The sequence below is a fragment of the Spirosoma flavum genome, assembly GCF_042686045.1.
GTDB lineage: Bacteria > Bacteroidota > Bacteroidia > Cytophagales > Spirosomataceae > Spirosoma > Spirosoma flavum.
Window position 1 is genome coordinate 407057 of the sequence record NZ_JBHUOM010000023.1, and the last position, 17376, is coordinate 424432.

At 44.0% G+C, this 17376-nt stretch carries 15 protein-coding genes; 11 read left to right on the forward strand and 4 right to left on the reverse strand.

Translation table 11 applies throughout. The features are described from left to right. The first annotated feature begins 2 nt into the window (after nt 1–2). The 7 genes from ACFS25_RS22395 (at nt 3) to ACFS25_RS22425 (ending at nt 8009) form a co-directional block, all read left to right on the forward strand. Nucleotides 3–1028, forward strand: coding sequence for a glycosyltransferase (locus ACFS25_RS22395; RefSeq protein WP_381505444.1), 1026 nt, complete (start codon nt 3–5; stop codon nt 1026–1028). A gap of 17 nt (nt 1029–1045) precedes the next feature. Further along, nucleotides 1046–2059, forward strand: coding sequence for a hypothetical protein (locus tag ACFS25_RS22400; RefSeq protein WP_381505446.1), 1014 nt, complete (start codon nt 1046–1048; stop codon nt 2057–2059). Nucleotides 2060–2182: 123 nt separating this feature from the next. Then, entirely contained in the window at nt 2183–3292 is a 1110-nt protein-coding gene (locus ACFS25_RS22405; protein ID WP_381505447.1) for a glycosyltransferase family 4 protein, read from the forward strand. Nucleotides 3293–3300: 8 nt separating this feature from the next. Then, complete coding sequence (locus ACFS25_RS22410) at nt 3301–4200, forward strand: glycosyltransferase family 2 protein (protein WP_381505449.1); 900 nt, start codon at nt 3301–3303, stop codon at nt 4198–4200. Nucleotides 4201–4285: 85 nt separating this feature from the next. Beyond that, nucleotides 4286–5665 (forward strand): hypothetical protein, encoded by a 1380-nt coding sequence (locus ACFS25_RS22415; protein ID WP_381505452.1) that lies wholly within the window; start codon nt 4286–4288, stop codon nt 5663–5665. After that, nucleotides 5665–6834 (forward strand): glycosyltransferase family 4 protein, encoded by a 1170-nt coding sequence (locus tag ACFS25_RS22420; RefSeq protein WP_381505454.1) that lies wholly within the window; start codon nt 5665–5667, stop codon nt 6832–6834. The genes ACFS25_RS22415 and ACFS25_RS22420 overlap by 1 nt, the downstream gene beginning before the upstream one ends. 20 nt (nt 6835–6854) lie before the next feature. Next, nucleotides 6855–8009 carry a glycosyltransferase gene (locus ACFS25_RS22425; RefSeq protein ID WP_381505456.1) on the forward strand — a complete coding sequence of 385 codons (1155 nt, stop codon included), beginning with the start codon at nt 6855–6857 and terminating at the stop codon, nt 8007–8009. A 5-nt stretch (nt 8010–8014) separates the two neighbouring features. On the opposite strand, the gene ACFS25_RS22430 is transcribed toward ACFS25_RS22425, so the two are convergent. From ACFS25_RS22430 to ACFS25_RS22445, 4 genes are all read right to left on the reverse strand, one after another. Further along, nucleotides 8015–9733 (reverse strand): hypothetical protein, encoded by a 1719-nt coding sequence (locus ACFS25_RS22430; protein WP_381505458.1) that lies wholly within the window; start codon nt 9731–9733, stop codon nt 8015–8017. Between the two features lie 74 nt (nt 9734–9807). Then, nucleotides 9808–10656, reverse strand: coding sequence for a polysaccharide deacetylase family protein (locus ACFS25_RS22435; protein ID WP_381505459.1), 849 nt, complete (start codon nt 10654–10656; stop codon nt 9808–9810). A gap of 89 nt (nt 10657–10745) precedes the next feature. Continuing rightward, a complete protein-coding gene (locus ACFS25_RS22440) occupies nt 10746–11510 on the reverse strand; it encodes a methionyl-tRNA formyltransferase (protein WP_381505461.1) in 765 nt (254 codons plus the stop codon). A 74-nt stretch (nt 11511–11584) separates the two neighbouring features. Beyond that, complete coding sequence (locus ACFS25_RS22445) at nt 11585–13570, reverse strand: sialate O-acetylesterase (RefSeq protein ID WP_381505462.1); 1986 nt, start codon at nt 13568–13570, stop codon at nt 11585–11587. A 134-nt stretch (nt 13571–13704) separates the two neighbouring features. On the opposite strand from ACFS25_RS22445, the gene ACFS25_RS22450 reads away from it, so the two are divergent. The 4 genes from ACFS25_RS22450 to ACFS25_RS22465 all read left to right on the forward strand — a co-directional run bounded on the left by ACFS25_RS22450 (nt 13705) and on the right by ACFS25_RS22465 (nt 17367). Beyond that, nucleotides 13705–14637, forward strand: coding sequence for a glycosyltransferase family 2 protein (locus tag ACFS25_RS22450; RefSeq protein WP_381505463.1), 933 nt, complete (start codon nt 13705–13707; stop codon nt 14635–14637). Then, nucleotides 14588–15226 carry a WcaF family extracellular polysaccharide biosynthesis acetyltransferase gene (locus tag ACFS25_RS22455; protein WP_381505465.1) on the forward strand — a complete coding sequence of 213 codons (639 nt, stop codon included), beginning with the start codon at nt 14588–14590 and terminating at the stop codon, nt 15224–15226. Before ACFS25_RS22450 ends, ACFS25_RS22455 begins: the two co-directional genes overlap by 50 nt. Then, a complete protein-coding gene (locus tag ACFS25_RS22460) occupies nt 15223–15993 on the forward strand; it encodes a glycosyltransferase family 2 protein (protein ID WP_381505467.1) in 771 nt (256 codons plus the stop codon). The genes ACFS25_RS22455 and ACFS25_RS22460 overlap by 4 nt, the downstream gene beginning before the upstream one ends. A gap of 165 nt (nt 15994–16158) precedes the next feature. Next, nucleotides 16159–17367: a glycosyltransferase family 4 protein gene (locus ACFS25_RS22465; RefSeq protein WP_381505469.1), complete on the forward strand. Its 1209-nt coding sequence runs from the start codon at nt 16159–16161 to the stop codon at nt 17365–17367. The last annotated feature ends 9 nt before the right edge of the window (nt 17368–17376 follow it).

The window sequence follows — 17376 nt, forward strand, 5'->3', positions numbered from 1 at the left end:
GCATGACCGACTTACAACGTCCCACTATCTCCATTGCTCTTTGTACATATAATGGTGTAGCTTATCTGCCTACGCAATGGCAAAGTTTACTTGAGCAGCAGCAGTTGCCCGACGAAGTTGTCATTTGCGACGATCAGTCTACGGATGGTACAGATGCCGTGATTGGTAAACTAGCCGCTGATTCTCCTTTTCCGGTACGTATTCTCGAAAATTCAGTCAGGCTTGGGTCCAATAAAAACTTCGAGCGTGCTTTAGCTGCCTGTACCGGCGATCTGATTTTTATGTGTGACCAGGATGATTTTTGGTTGCCGGAAAAAATCGCCACCATGACGCAGTACATGGGTCAGCACCCCGAAGCGCAGGTAGCTTTCTGCGATGCCTGGGTAACCGATGAGCGTTTGGAAAACCGGCTCAGGCGCTTTTGGGAAGTCGTTCGGTTCGACAAACGCGCACAAACCCGTTGGCAATCAGGGGAATCAATGGAGGTGTTACTCGACGGTAACCGCATGATGGGATGCGCGACCGTTATTCGAAAGGAGTTCGTTAAGACCGTATTGCCAATACCAACAGACATACCCGGTGACTACATTTACGACGGCTGGATTGCCCTGGCGGGTGCGGCCAATAATGCCGTCCATTTTATTGACAAGCCCTTACAACTATACCGGACCCATGTTCAACAACAGGTAGGCGTTCGCGAACAGGAAGCCCCGGAAGCGGTTCGATTGCAGGATCGGTTCGCCCGACGCCGGGCTGGAAAACTGGCTCCTCTGCGCGAGAAACAAGTACAATTAACAAAAATTAGTCAGTTGCTCACCGAACGAGTCCCAACTAATGCGCCAAGCTTGCCCCTACTTCGTCGGCGATTAGCGCATTTTACCATGCGTAGTAGTTTGCCGCATAACCGTTTTAGTCGCTTGCTACCCGTTTTGAGCAGTTTGCAACACGGTAATTACAATCGATACGCCGACGCGTCGGCCAATTGGTACGCTCCTTACTTAGCTGTTTTGGGCGATATACTCGAATGACGTAGTTTTGTGCCACTGTGCTACTAACCATCTGTACTATCCGTCAACTGCCCCATGCGCTCGCGCTCGGCGACAGTTTTTGTCATCATTCTGCCAACTCAGCTGATAAGCCATTCGTTTTGATTGGTCTGGTCGACGATCCAGCCCACTTACCTACTGATTTTGTTTCGCCATACCCGTTGCTGCCTATTCATGAGTTGCTGACACCGACAGAGTTGACAGCCTTATCAACTGTTTATACCCCAACAGAATTTGCGGCTGCGTGTAAACCACTGTTTATTACTGAATTGTTCCGGCGGTATCCCGATGCCGATAAGGTTGTATATGCTGATCCTAATATTCAATTTCTGGGGTCGTTCTCCCCTATTTTGGATCAACTTGTCACGGCAAATGCTATCCTGACTCCTTTTATCACCAGTAATCCGGGCGATATGCGTTGGCCGGATGAAAAGTTCTTTCAGAATATTGGGCTCTATAGTTCAGATTTTCTGGCATTCCGGCGTTCAGACGAAACGGATCGGCTTCTGACTTGGTGGGATAATCGGGTCCGGGAACGAGCCTACGTAGATTTTTGCGAAGGTCTCTGTCTGGATCAACTTTGGCTGATGCACGTACCAATTTTCTTTCGGGATGTGTTAGTCGTTAAGAATCCGGGCTGGCATGTTGCTCTCTGGAATCTGCCCGAACGAGCCATCCGGCAAGTAGAAAATGGTTGGTTGGTAACGGGACCAGGCGCTCAAAATCAACCGCTACAGTTTGTTAATTTTAAAGGTTTAGCTAATCCTGACGAGGGCTTTTTCCCTCACCAGAACCGAATACACTTGTCAACGCGACCTGAAGTTGTGCAACTACTAACTACTTACCGTCAGGCTCTCATTGTTCATAAAAAGGCGCTTGTTGATGCTAGTAACCCAGCTTACGGAAAACAGCCAGAGCCGGTCATTTTGCGCGGCTGGCGATACGCTACGGTCCAGTCACTAAAGCGCATGACCCGCTTTCTCGACCGGGTGTCTATACCAGCTCTCACTTGAAGCCACTCGATCTACTACCTAATAATCAACTTCTATCAAGGTTTTATCAACCAATAACTCTATTTTTGCGGGCCAACTATCTCAGAAAAATACAAACGCAAGCTGGTTTGTAGATTCTCCTTCATGAAAGTACTCTACGACCATCAAGCGTTTACAGGCGTACCCTACGGGGGAATTTCCCGTTATTTTTTTGAACTGATGCGTTCCTTTTCCAAGCGGTCTGATATCGAGTTTGAATTGTCACTACGATTATCAAATAATGACTATCTTGATCAGGCATCGTTTAGTCGGCATATGCGTTACCGAAGCCTGGCGCAAGTACCAAACGCCCACAAGGTTGCATCGGCATTAAATCGACTTTATAGTCTCCAGCGAGTCAGAGCGGGCAAATTCGACGTTTTTCACCCGACTTATTACCACCGCTACTTTCTGGATGCTATTGGTAAAAAGCCATTTGTGATATCATTTCACGATGCAACCAGCGAACGTTTTGGCAAACAATACCCTGAAGTGGGCGAGGGTTTGTATGACCTGAAAAAGTTGCTGCTGCGCCGGGCTGACTGTATTATTGCCATTTCTGAGTTTTCAAAGCAGGAGATACTCCGTTTTTTTCCTGTCGAGCCAGAAAAAATAAAAGTAATTTATTTGGGCACAACCCTGGGCGAACACTCGTTGGTCCCTGAGCAGGTAGCTCCGCCCTTGCAGGCACCATATCTTCTTTACGTTGGTAAACGTGGATTGTACAAAAACTTTGACGGTTTCTATCGCGCTATTCAACCTGTGTTGAAACACCACCCCGACCTGCACCTTATTTGTGCGGGTGGTGGCTCTTTCAACCGCGATGAACAGACATTATTTCATGCCTCCCGGCTCACCAACCGGATTCATTATCGCCCTGCAACTGATGCCAATCTGCTGTCACTTTATCGACACGCTCGCGCCTTTGTATTTCCATCCTTGAATGAAGGCTTTGGAATTCCAGTGTTGGAAGCGTTTAGTGGCGGCTGCGCCGTGGTGTTGAGCAACCGAAGTTCGTTGCCTGAAGTGGGAGCCGATGCTGCCTTATATTTCGACCCCGAAGATGATGATTCCATAGCAGAGACTGTTGAGCGCGTTGTAACAGACGATGTACTCAATGCTGACCTGCGCCGGAAAGGCACTGAACGACTTCGTAATTTTTCGTGTGACAAAACCGCCCGTCAAACGCTGGACGTTTATCAATCTCTCTGCTAATCGACGGTATGAATCTGACATCCAAATCGCTTTGTGCATTTGTAACGCAACCGTACCGTCCCCCGGTGACTACTGCTGCCGACAAACAAACGTATCCGAAACTAACCATCGTAACGCCCTCCTATAATCAGGAACAATACTTAGAGCGTACGATTTTGAGTGTACTCAATCAGCACTACCCGAACCTGGAGTACTTTATAATGGACGGTGGCTCAACAGATGGTAGTCTGGACATTATTAAAAAATACGAATCTTATCTGGCTGGTTGGGTAAGCGAAAAAGACCAGGGGCAGACCGATGCGATAAATAAAGGATTTAAACGAGCAACGGGCGATTATGTCGCCTTTCAAAATTCTGATGATGTATTTGCACCCGATGCTTTCAGTCGAGTAGCCGAAGCCTGGCGTAAATTTCCTGACACCGACGTTTTTTTCGGTGATATGTATATTACGGATGAGGCCGACGTTATTCTTGAAGAGATGCGGGCACCGGAGTTTTGCGCCGAGTGTCATATCTACGAAGGAATGCAGGTTTTTAATCAGTCGCTGTTTATCCGGCGCGACCGACTAACTCAGTTTGGCCTACTTGATGAAAGCCTGCGATTTGTAATTGATTACGAAATTGTGGCCCGATTAGGCGTTCAATCGGGAGTTCGCTTTAGGCACGTTAGTGGATTCTGGGGTGGCTTTCGGGTGCAGCCCGACGCAAAATCGTCAACAATTGCGGCTACAGTGGGTATTCAGGAGCACCAGCAGGTAAAAGACAAATACCAACCCATGCTAACGTCATGGTTTGGCGCATCATTCTGGCAACGCTATTGCCGACTTCGTAAATTGCTGAGCTTTGCCTTGAAGGGAGAGTTTGGGTATGTTCGACACCGACTACGTCTGAATCGGCTAAGACAATAGCCAAACAATATAGGTTACGATTCGTACTTTAGAGTCGTAGTAATCGAAGAAGTGCACACCATACTTTATAAACAGTTACGCTTATATGAACAGTTTCATTCGCTTTGTACAGACACTCGACTATATGCGAATGGTTGTCGGCATCTGTATTCTTGTGGATGGCTACCCGCTGATTTTCTTTTTTCGGGAAACCCTGAAACTCGCTCCGGGCAGTACGGCATTTACGGCAGCCGCGCTGGCGGGGGGCTTGGTGCTTATGGTTCCGTTTACGATACTACGTCGCCTGTATCGGCCTAATATGACAATGCTGTGGCTGGGCGTGGGGTTCCTGTTGCTCAGCATTTTCTATATGTTCTTTTTCAATGGCGTACCAGGTTTCGACGAGTATGGCCGGGACACGATTTACTTCGCTTATGTTCTGATCTTTCTATTTTTACTCATTAACATTCCTAACGACATCATCCGGGTGTTTGTCCCGATTGTTGTGCTATTCACCTTGGTATCGAATTTAGGCTTGGTTTATTCGCTGATAACTGACCCGACCTGGGCCATTGGCCAGCGAGCAACTATTACGCTCAATAACGGCGATGAGGGGTCAGGTAACCCACACGCATTTTCGCGAAACGCCTTTATGGGAGTTATTGCCTGTGCTATTGGTCTGTTCCGTCCGCAGACGAATATCCTGTTTAAACTAGTCTGTTTTTTTGCCGGATTGCTCAACATAGCCGTTCTGGTTCTGACACAAACCCGGTCGGCTATTGTTGCCCTGATTCTTGCGGTAATTTTATTTATGTATTTCAACGTTCGGCCACCTCAGATTCGCATGGCAGTTCGTGGGCTTGTCAAACCTGTACCTATAATTATTATGGTGTTAGGTTTTATAGGCGTCATTTTCTTTTTTCAGCGATACTACACGATTTATTTAGTTCTGTATGACTACGTATCCAGTTTTATGGAGCGCAATTTAGAGAATGTATATGCTTTGTTAGGACAAAAAGCGCAAGGGACTGACTATAAAGCTACACTTGACGACTCGGCTGCCAACCGATCGGTCAGTGCAACGTTTCTGCAAAACGTTGTAATTGGTCACATGCACATGTTAGTTTTTGGCTATGGCTATAAATATACCTATTTGGACGTTCCACTTATGGAATCGTTCACCAATCAGGGCATCCTTGGCTTGCTTTTGTTTGGCGGTATAAACGGTATGGCTTCTTATTATGCCGTACGAATTATGCGCACTAATCCAAATGATTTAAGTGTCTTTTTAGCCTATTTTTATTTACTTGTTTTTGTGCAATTGTTCACCAATGGACGCCCGAATGAGATTTCATTCTGGTTCCCGCTGGCGCTGATGATTCGATTTATGGGGGTCGAACACTTGTTTCCTGCCTATTTATCGCCCAAACCAATTGTCGCTAATCAGGATCAATTTGTTGTCATTTCAACTGCTGAACAAACCTGATGCGTATCCTTATCGTCCATAATCTGTTGTGGGCTCATTATAAATCCAGCGTATTTCAGGCTTTTCAGCGCTTGGTTGACCAGCAAATCAATGTTTCTGTGCACGTATTGCAAATTGCCCGCAATGAACGCTCGCGTGCTGGCCTGGAAACAATTAACCCCGACGAAACAACACCTGTTTATACGTATGACTACGAATTACTGTTTGACCGGTATCTGGAAGAAGTCAGTCTGCGCGAACGGGCTCAGGCATTGCTTCAGCGGGCTAAAGCGTACAAGCCCGACGTAATTAATTTGACCGGCTATTATGATCCAGCACAAATTTTGTTGCTGCTGTGGGCTAAATCCAGCGGTATTCGGGTTGTAATGCAAAATGAAAGTACAGGAGCCGATCAGCCGAGGGGAGGCTGGAAAGAACAATTTAAGCGGTGGCTGTTCCAAAGATGCGATGGATTCTTCTGTTTCGGGAGTCAATCTGCTGATTATCTCATTCAACTTGGCGTTAATCCAGAAAAAATTTTACTTCGTAAAAACGCAGTAGATAATGATGTACTTCAATCGGTTTATGAAAAAGCGTTGCCTGACCGCGTCAATATGCAGCAAGCCATGCAGCTACGGGCAAATAACTTTGTGTTCGTTGGCCGACTAATTGAAGCGAAGAATTTACCTATGCTTCTGACTGCGTTTGCTGAAGCCTTAAAGTATTCTACGAATTCAACCAACTGGGGGTTAATCTTGCTGGGCGACGGAGCCGAACGCGACAATCTGAATCGGCAGATTACTACGCTTGACTTAGTTAACCGAATAACCATTTTACCGGGTCGTCCCTGGTTTCGAGTGCCGGAAGTTTTGGCATTAAGTGACGTTTTAGTCTTACCAAGTCGTTCGGAACCCTGGGGATTAGTGGTTAATGAAGCGATGGCCTGTGGGCTACCCGTTCTTGTGTCGGACCGGTGCGGTTGCGTAACAGACTTAGTGCCTCATGGTCAGACTGGTTTTGTATTCGACCCCGATCAACCGGATCAGCTGACACATTGGTTAATTCAGTTTATGAATGGCTCTGTCAATACGCAACAAATGGGGCAGTTCGCTAAACAGTTCATCGCGCCCTACTCACCCGAAGCCGTTGCGCAGGAAATGCTCGATGGTTTTCGCAAAATCATGAATTAATCGGTTACTTCACGGTATCTATGCGGATTTTAAATATCTGTGCTTACACCTGGCAATCAGGTGGCCCACCAAAAATTATTTTCGATCATACGGAAGTTGTTCTCCGATACGGTCATCAGGTAGATATTCTCAGCCCAATATCACCCGGCGAAAAACCATATCCAGTACCCGATGGAGCGCGGCTTATTTTGTGTCAGCGAACGCCGGTTATCAGCCGTTTTTTTCGTGAATTTTCTATTGAACTATACCAGTATCTTCAGCAGCATGTTCACGAATACGATGTGATTCATTGTCATGGCCTGTGGCATTTTGGCACTCTGGCTCCGTTCATGATTGATCGGACGGTAGCAAAAGTTATTACTATCCACGGCGTGCTGGATCGTTGGGTTTATGCCCATCACAATTGGAAAAAGCAGTTGATGGATACACTGGCACAAAAAGCTTATTTACAACGAGCTGATTTAGTGCAGATTAATAACTCTGATGAGCAGGATGACGTATTGCGTTATCTCGGCCATTCGCATTCCAACATAGTCATCATTCCGAATGGAGTAAAAGTGAGTGACTTTACTACACTTCCCTCGAAAGGCAACTTTCGCCAGAAGTTTGGCTTACCTACGGACAAAAAATTAGTTTTGTTCATGAGTCGCCTAAATGCAAAAAAAGGACTTGATTTGCTCTTGCCTGGCTTTCGGGATTACGTTCGCCAGTACCCCGATACAGTGTTGGCTCTGGCAGGTTCCGATGATGGGTACGAAGCGACTGCCCGTCAATTTATTGATCAGCACAATCTTGGCGACTCTGTACGAATGGTTGGCATGCTTACTGGCGACGACAAAAAAGCGGCCCTTGCTGATGCCGACTTGTTTACCCTTCCCTCCTATTCAGAAGGATTTTCTATGGCTGTGCTGGAAGCAATGGCCGCCGGAACGCCCACTCTGGTATCGGATCGAGTGGGATTTGGAGAAGTTATTCGAAAACACGAAGCAGCCGGTCTGCTAGCCCATTTGACAGTTGAAAGCGTTACGATTGGCTTAGAAAAACTACTTGGCGATGATAAACTGCGCCAACGTATTACCCTAAATGCAATGGCCCTAGTGAAAGCACAGTACGATATAGATGTGGTAGCAAAACAATTATTAGATGAGTATTCTAAAATTGTTAGGTCTAAATAATAGCGTTATAAATCAATAACTTTAACCGAGTTAGCGGTCGACTGAATTTGGTAATTAGTTGCGTATAACTGCTTTTTAGTACCTTTAATAACAATAACATATACGACATATATCTGATCATCTAAGAGGTAAGCCGTGGCTATGTTGGCAGTAAAACCTCTGGCATAATAATCTCCATCTGAAGAAAGCAAAAACGATTTCAGCGAATAACGACTCTGTTTAGTTGGAATTATATGCTGTTGTTTACTGCTTTTCAGCATTATATATGCCCCATCCACTTTATCTATATTTCGGATAAATGAGTCATTTTTGAATGTTACAGTATGCTTGCCGACCTGATCAACTAATAATGGAAATAGTCCAGATGTTTGTTGGTATGGACCCTCAAAAAAATAATGGTCAGGTAAGTGATATACACCAGTCCGAATAGCACGAACAGTAACAGTATCAACTACAGAACGTAAATTCAAATAAATGGGTGTACTAGGTATCGACCGATTGTACTGCCATTCGTATATGTCTGTATACCGTTCTTTATAATAATAATCGAGCGGAGCTAAATATTGAAAATAGCTAAACAGAAAAATGAAGAAACTTACTACCAACCAGGCTTTACTGAATAACTTATTTTGCTTGACTGTAAACTTGCTGGATATTAATAATATAATTAGAATTAGCCATATAAAACCGATGTGCTTGTAGCGACTAATCAACACAGCATCAATGCCATCTAAAGCCCTTCCAATTGAGAAAGCCAGCATGGTAATTCCCAAGTGGAACAGGCCTCCCCACAACGTGATTTCCCATCGTACAAATGGCCTTCCTGAGCGATCAAATGCCGATCGAATTAGTTTAAATCCATAATAGGCGACAATGATCCACAAACCGGCACCAGCAAGAACTATCAATCCAATGCGCATTGACGATGGTAAGGCCGTACTGGCATCTGCTGATAATCCACTGAAAGCCAGCAGTATTGTAAGAACAAGATCGGGATGCTGAAGATTATCAAGCGGTTTAGGTCTGAAAGCAGGAATTGTCAGATTGTAAGAGTACAGGGCAACAATACTTCCTATTATTAAAACCCAAATTAAACTATGCTTCCAACGATGTTGTAAAAGTAAAAGTAAGGCACCAACTGGTAAAACAAATATGCCGCTTACATCACTCAAAGTAGCCAGAACAGCGACTATGAGCGAAAGAACCAAATATTTTGTCGTAGGAGAAGAAAGAAAATAAAACGATAATATAGCAAAAAAATAAACGATGATATGCTGAAACGGAATCATTGCCCAGAAGATCGTTTCATAATATTGAATCTGAAACAATAATAATGAACTGGTTATAATCAAACTTAATGGGAGCCTTGCTCCCTTAATAATTGTGTATATTAAATATAAAATTCCTAATAAAGATAACAACCCCAAAAATGCGTGAAGCCTCAGATCTAACTGGCCGGTCAATAAATAAATAAAAATTGCGGCTATTCTATCAATAACTATCCTTCGCTCATCATCTTGAGTCCAAATGATTTGCAAAAATTCAGACCACGAAAAGGCGGACATTTGTTTGAACTTAGTTACTGGTTCTAACAGCGCATCATAATCGTCCTGAAATGGTATATTACTAATAAAATGAAAGAATGTAAAGAAGAAAATAAGTATAGGAATGGCTGACAGCGAAAAAATTTCTCTATTAATTTTTCCAGAAAAAGCCTCAGACATTTTAGTATTTATTTTTAATATATCGGTGTAGGAATGGAGTAAATACTAATCAGAAAATTAATTTCCGGGATCTATTATATGGTTCTTTTCACCACCTTTCCCCAATCAACCTGTCGGTCGGCTTCAGCCAAATCCACAAATGGAAACTCTAAAAGTAATTTCTTTAGTTTGGGCAAACAGTTTTGCAGTCCATAATAAGACTTAAACTGCCGGGCTCGACTTAAACCCGGAATCATGGGTTGTTCAGCATCAAAGTCGCGAGGGTGAAAGTACGTCATCACGTAATCTGATCGTTGCATTAGTCCCTTTATAACTCGGTAGGGAAACAATCTGAAATATCCTCCACCCGAAAATATTAAATCCTGACCCAGTACCGCAACCGTGTTAATAGGAAACTCTTTTAACAATGTACCGCCAACGTCCAGATAGCCGGGGTCAAATAGACTCAATGATGCGTCGCCCCCGTGCGATCGTCGTGCCGAAAACACCGAACAATCAATTTCAATACCCTGCTCAAGTAGAATGGGGAATACCCAGCGATTAAATTCCTTGATTGAAAAACCCGGTGCCCGGTATGACCGAACTTTTTTGCCCGTCAAGTCCTGCAAGTGCTTAATAGACCGTTCCAGGTCAGCCTGAAACTCGGCGGGTGTCTGTTCGTAGGCTAATTGATGAGCATACGAGTGGGTCGCAATTTCGTAGCCAGCGGCATCAATTCGACGGATAACATCGGGATGTTTATCAGCAACCCAGCCCAGACAGAAAAATGTTGCCCGGCTGTTTGTCTCCTCCAAAAGTTGGAAAATCCGGTCCATATTCTGGTAAATCCGGGTATCATACCGACTCCATTCAGCCTCCGTCCGGGTTGATGCATTATCCAGAATATGAAACCACTCCTCAATATCGAACGTCAGGATATTCATGTACAGTATGTAAATGACAGGTGTGCAAGTAGCACGCGTATAAGTAGTTAGCATATAATGCACGCATTACTTACACACTCATTACCTGCCTAATAAAACCGCTTGCCAGCTGCCAGAAAGGCTTTGACATCATCGCGGGTGGGAAAGGTGAAGTAGGTCATTTGTGTAGCGTCATTCTCGATTAATTCATACTTACCCGTATGCACTTTATCAATAGACTCCAGAATGGCATCCATGCCCATTTTTTTGGTTACATCGATTAATTCAGCCTGACTCATATTCCCGATAGGGAGTTTAGTCTGCACCAGAATGGGACCGTTATCAATGCCTTCGTCCACAAAAAATACGGATACGCCGGTATGCGTTTCGCTGTTTTTGAGTACCCAAAAGGAAGGCATCAACCCACGATATTTGGGTAATAGAGCCGTATGAAGATTAATACACCCGTGTGTTGCGACATCCAGCAATTTGCGTTTAAAAATCTGATTACCTGCAATCGAGACAAATAAATCGGGCTTGTATTGGCTGAGCTTCTCTAAGTTTTCGTCTTTATTGATATTCCCCTCAATATGAATAAGCGGGATATTTCGATCAGACAGCACTTTCCGAACATTGTTGCGGCTGTCTAGTTTCGAGGCTACATATTTGAAGCCATATCGTACAAAAAAGGGTAGACCAAAAATATCATAGGTCTTCTTGATCTTCTCCCCAAAACTCTCCCGCTTACCAAATGGCGACACGTCGAAAACGACTGTTGCAACAACTTCAGCATAAGGGGGCAGTTTTTTCAATAAATAGTCAATATTACGGGCAAGGTAGAACGGGTCATCCTGCGTAAGAATTACAAGGCGCATAAACAAAACAGTCAGATAACATTGAAGCCACAAAACTACATATTCCGACTGGAAAGCCAGTAATCGTTCATGTATTAACGAACAACCACTTTTTGGCGGAATAGTTGCCCGTCAGCCGTTTGTAGGTCTGCTACATATACACCAGTGTCCAAGTCATCCAGGGCCAGCGAAAGTATATTTCTGGCTGTTCCACGCCAACTTTTTACGGTTCGACCCAAAATATCGCGTATTGTCAACTCAGTAAACGTGACCAAGTCGGCCTCCACATGAAGTAAGCGATCAGACGCTAACGGATTGGGGTATACTTTCACTATAGAGCTAGATGGTTCCAATCCCAATACCAGTGGCCGCGCACTAACGACATTACTGTAAACAGACTCCGACGCAGAACTATAGGCTCGTAACCGATAGTAATAGGTCCCAAACATATCGGGCAAATTTGTATCCGTATAGGTTGTTGCTGTTCCGTTTAGTGAAGCTATTTGTTTGTAATTAGTTGGTGTGGCATCAGCCCGTTCCAGAATTTGTACTTGTGCCGAAGCCGAAGCCGTCCAGATTAATTGAATTTGTTTTTCCGAAATAGGTTTGGCCGCCAAGGTTGTCACCGTTGCTATAGCCTCTGCAATGGGCACGCCATCGAACGAGAAAGCCCGCATACCACGTGTATTTCGGAGCGTAGGGCCATCGTAAAAAGGTGATCCAGCATCGAAGAAAAAAGCGGGTAGATACCGGAGTGCTTTAGCTGTAGCAGGCTGCTTGAGGCCGAGCACAACTCGGTTACCACTAGCCGAACCGCCGGATACTAACCCTGCCTGTCGATCTAAATAAAAGAAATCTTTTTGTTCCAGATAGTCGATTTTGGCGCCTGTCGCAAAATTATAAAAGGTCGTATCACTCTTCCAGACCATTTGCATCTGATCATCGAAAACCAGTGTAATTGAATCTTTCCGAGTATTATAAAACGTTTTTTTAATATCGGGTGAATTAATTTGAAGGGTATCTGTTGATCCGTAAATATCACGAGCAATTTGTCGAAACTGTTCAAAAGCCAGTCGTTGGTGGGCTAATCCGCTGTAGTGTACACCATCGTAGCCCGGCGTTCCGACAGTAGCAATCGCTTCTACATTTTTAAACAGGTATTTCGTCCGTCGCTGAAAGTCGCGCAGGGACGCTGCACTATCCTGCGGGTTTGCCAAAATATTAGTCTGCGCCACATAGATGCGGGCGTCGCCATAGTCTTCCCTAAACTGATTATAAAGCGTAGCAAATTTTCCAGGATAACCCGGTATTCCGCTCCCGGCATCTTCTTCACCCTGTTTCCAGATAATAGCTTTTGTTTGCTTAGCTACGCCTGCCCACTGTGCCCGGTAAAGTAAATTCCCATAAAATGTACTTGTATTCGCATGGTTAAGTGGGTCGCGGGCCGATAAAGCGGCAATAGCCGTTCCACCTTGGGCACCGTTCAAAACGCAGGTTGGAATACCATAGTTTTCCAGAATTAGACGTTGAAGTGTCAGGCCAAAGCCTCCTACACTGGCATATGGCTGCTTAGCCGGATACCAGGTCATTTCAGCCGGTGTGCCTCCGTAGGGGTAAGTAGCGTTACGCAGGTATGTATCATCAAAATTAAACGAGTACAAGCCCTCAAAATCACTTAGAGCTAATGCATTTGATTGACCATGTAAAATATAGACATCACCACAAACAATGCGCTTACGTTCGGCTACCAACGTCGAATCGGCATTTTTGTAGGTGAATACACGGAACGAATATTCGGCTGGTTCGGCCTTAATAATAGCTGACAAACTAAATGCCGAACTGCTAATTGCAGGCTCTATAGTCTGGCTAATTACTTTCGTAAGTATGCCCGCCCGTACTACCTGCATCCCAATTTTGGTATATCCAGTGCTATCTATTTTGCCACTTATAATAACTGTGGCCTGGCTATTGGCATCACGTGGATATAACTGAAGCTCATGGGGTAATTGCTCAAAAACAACCTGACCTGTGGCCGAAAAATAGTACAAAAACAATATGATGCTTCCGTAAAGTCTTTTCATTGGCTTTGTCCCGTCTAAAAAAAGTTATAATATTGCATGATTTATCAAACCGAAAATGTACTTGTAAAAATACGACCTTTTTCGCATTAAAGAATCAAAAAAGGCTACTTACCCTACAATTAGTAACATAGAGTATGACCGACGTATCAGTCATCATTCTGACACACAACGAGGAAAAACACATTACTCGCTGTTTACAGAGTTTGCACCCATTTACGAATAAAATTTTTATTGTCGATTCCTTTTCAACCGATCGAACTGTTGAGATTGCTCGTTCGCTTGGGGCTGTTGTGGTTCAGAATGCATGGGTAAACTATGCTACACAGTTTAATTTTGGCATTAATAATACTCCTTTCGAGACAGCCTGGCTAATGCGCATGGATGCCGATGAGTATGTTATGCTTGACTTAGCCGAAGAAATTAACCGGCGGCTAATGGGTCTACCTACTGCTATAGGGGGCGTTTATGTAAAACGGCGGGTATTTTTCCTGAATCGCTGGATGCGTCATGGCGGCTTCTATCCTATCTGGCTGCTTCGGCTGTGGCGCCGGGGTGATGGTTTTTGTGAGCAGGTTTGGCATGATGAACATATTAAACTGACAAAAGGACAACCGATACAATTCGATCATGATATTGTTGATCATAACCTCAACAACTTAACCTGGTGGACCCAAAAGCATAATCATTACACCATTTTGGAAATGATTAATCTACTTAACTACCGCTATCAGTTCGATCAGGCCGAAACAGTACAACCCAGGTTTTTCGGAACACAAGATCAGCGTATCCGGTTTTTGAAGGAAAAATACGCGTCGCTACCGCTGTTTACGCGGCCTATTTTATACTTTATTTACCGCTATTTTGTCCGACTGGGTTTTTTAGATGGACGAGCGGGCTTCGTTTGGTGTTCTCTGCAGGCATTATGGTACCGTTTTTTGGTGGATGCCAAACTGATGGAAGTAAACATTCGGGTTGGCGACGACAAAGACGCAATTATTAACTATTTCCGAACGGAATATGGCAAAGACCTTAGACCAGCCCGACCCGAACAGGTCAGCCAATCCTGATTCAACCGCATCTCCGCAGGTGGAACCAAACCCACCAAACGGGCAAACCGACCTGTCGCGTTTTAATATTAGCTGGTATAATCCAGGACCACGCTGGAAAGTTTTATTGTGGTTTCTGACGAATGCTTTTTTGTTAAATACCTATTTACCAGTACCCGTTGCCTTTAAAATAGCTATTCTTCGATTGTTTGGCGCGAAAATTGGGGAAGGAGTAATGATTAAACCTGCCGTAAATATTAAGTATCCTTGGTTACTTATTGTGGGAAATAGAGTCTGGATTGGTGAACAAGTTTGGATTGATAATCTGAGCGAGGTTACTATTGGTGATAATGTCTGCTTATCTCAGGGGGCAATGTTACTTACTGGTAATCATGATTATAGTCGCTCAACATTCGACCTGACGACCCAGCCCATATCGCTGGCCGATGGCGTCTGGATTGGTGCTAAAGCAGTTGTGTGTGCGGGCGTTCGCTGCGAATCCCATTCGGTGCTGGCGGTCAGTTCAGTAGCTACGCATTCGTTAGAAGCGTATGGTATTTATCAGGGAAATCCGGCCGTTCGGGTCCGACAACGAAACATTAAGGCGTGAAAGTATCGATCATAACTGTTGTGTATAATGGAGCGGAGTTTATTCGGGACTGTATCGAATCTGTTCTGAACCAAACCTACACCGACATTGAATATATTATAGTAGACGGACGATCAACGGATGGTACGGTAGACATTGTGAAATCATACGGCACGAAAGTTGCCCGCTTTATATCAGAATCCGACAAAGGCTTGTATGATGCTATGAATAAAGGCATTCATTTAGCTACCGGAGATGTAATTGGATTACTAAACGCCGACGATTTCTATCGTCATAATAGCGTCATTGAGAATATGGTTGCTACATTTAAGCGAACGGACAGTGATGCCGTTTATGGCGATATGTTATACGTCGATCGGCTTGATACTCGAAAACTAAAACGTTACTGGCGCTCAGGTGGTTACAGCGATAATGCATTTTTGTGGGGTTGGATGCCAGGGCATCTGTCTTTTTTTGCAAAGCGATGGTTGTATGAGCAATACGGTGGGTTTCGGCTTGATATGAAAAGCGCGGCTGATTATGAATTGATGTTACGATTCATTCATAAGATGAAAGCAAAACTTGCCTATATGAATGAAGTAACTATTGTAATGCGAGTAGGTGGCATCAGTAATAGTAGTTTACAAAACCGCTTAAGGGCCAACAGAGAAGATAGATTGGCTTGGCAACTTAACGGCTTGACGCCTTACTTTTTTACGTTCTGGCTCAAGCCGTTACGCAAAATAAAACAATATATTAGCAAGCCACCTGAAACCCGTGATAAGTAGTTACGAAGCCGTTGAATCAAATTGTACTTGTATGAATTGATAAACCCATGATTTTTACGCTCCTTAGATCCCCGAATTGGGTAGCCAGTTTTGAGTCAGGTAGCATTACTCGTTGAGTCATCTATAAAATTTAGCGAGATTAATAGTCTCTAAACGCCCCACCTTATGAATATTGATTTATTGATTGCATACCTGCAACATAAATTCAATGATGAGCACTTTACGATTGGTTTAGACCAGTGCATACTCTCATTTTTAGTTGCTTGTTTTGTTGCTGTCGTGTCTATCCCTGTTGTTATTAAGATTTCTGAACTGAAGTCGCTTATGGAAAAGCCCGGTGAACGCCGGTCTCATTCTACACCAACTCCCACATTTGGCGGTATTGCTATCTTCGCTGCGATTCTAATTGCTTATTTTTTGTGGCCAAGTATTGATCAAACAGACATTTACACCACGAATTTGTCTATCGTGGGAATGACAATTTTATTCTTTATTGGTATTAAAGATGATCTGGTCGGTATTGATCCGGCTAAAAAACTGATGTTTCAAGTGTTGGCTGCCATGATTCTTATTCTTTTCGGCGGCCTGCGTGTCGATTACCTGTACGGAATTATGGGATTTCATCACATTGAACCAATTGTTAGTATCATCCTGACCTGCTTCATTTTTATTACCCTAACCAATGCTATCAATCTTATTGATGGCATTGATGGTCTGGCTGGTGGCATTGCCATGATTGCCAGTAGTACATTTGGTGGCTGGTTTTTATTAACGAACCATTTTACAATGGCTTGTCTGGCCTTTACCTTGGCGGGCGCATTGCTAGGATTTCTGCGGTTTAATTTCTCAAAAACCAGCAAAATCTTCATGGGTAATACTGGATCGCTGATTATTGGTTTCCTGTTGGCCTTTTTTGCCGTACGGTTTGTAAATTTAAACGCAGCATATCGATACGAACCAACCGCCTTTTTCAACGCGCCCATCATTGCAATAGTAATTCTGATTGTCCCTATTTTTGATACTTTACGAGTATTTCTAGTCAGGATTTTGGCCGGTCGGTCGCCGTTTTCAGCCGACCGTAATCACATGCACCATATTCTATTGGATAATGGACTTTCACACGCGGGTGCAACGGCTGTACTATGCGGAATATCATTATTCAATACAATTCTGTTTCTCTTTTTACATCGCAACATATCGAACACTTTATCTTTGGTAATTTTAGGCTGTTTGTTTGGTGTGTATATGGTTGTAAGCTTTACGCTCAAAATGCGGGTAATGTATGTTTCGACTCACCCACGTCGTAGAAAGGCTGTACTACGTCGGGAGTTGCTGAATGGCATTGTTGGACGTCGTATTGTTGATTATCTATAAGTAATTAGT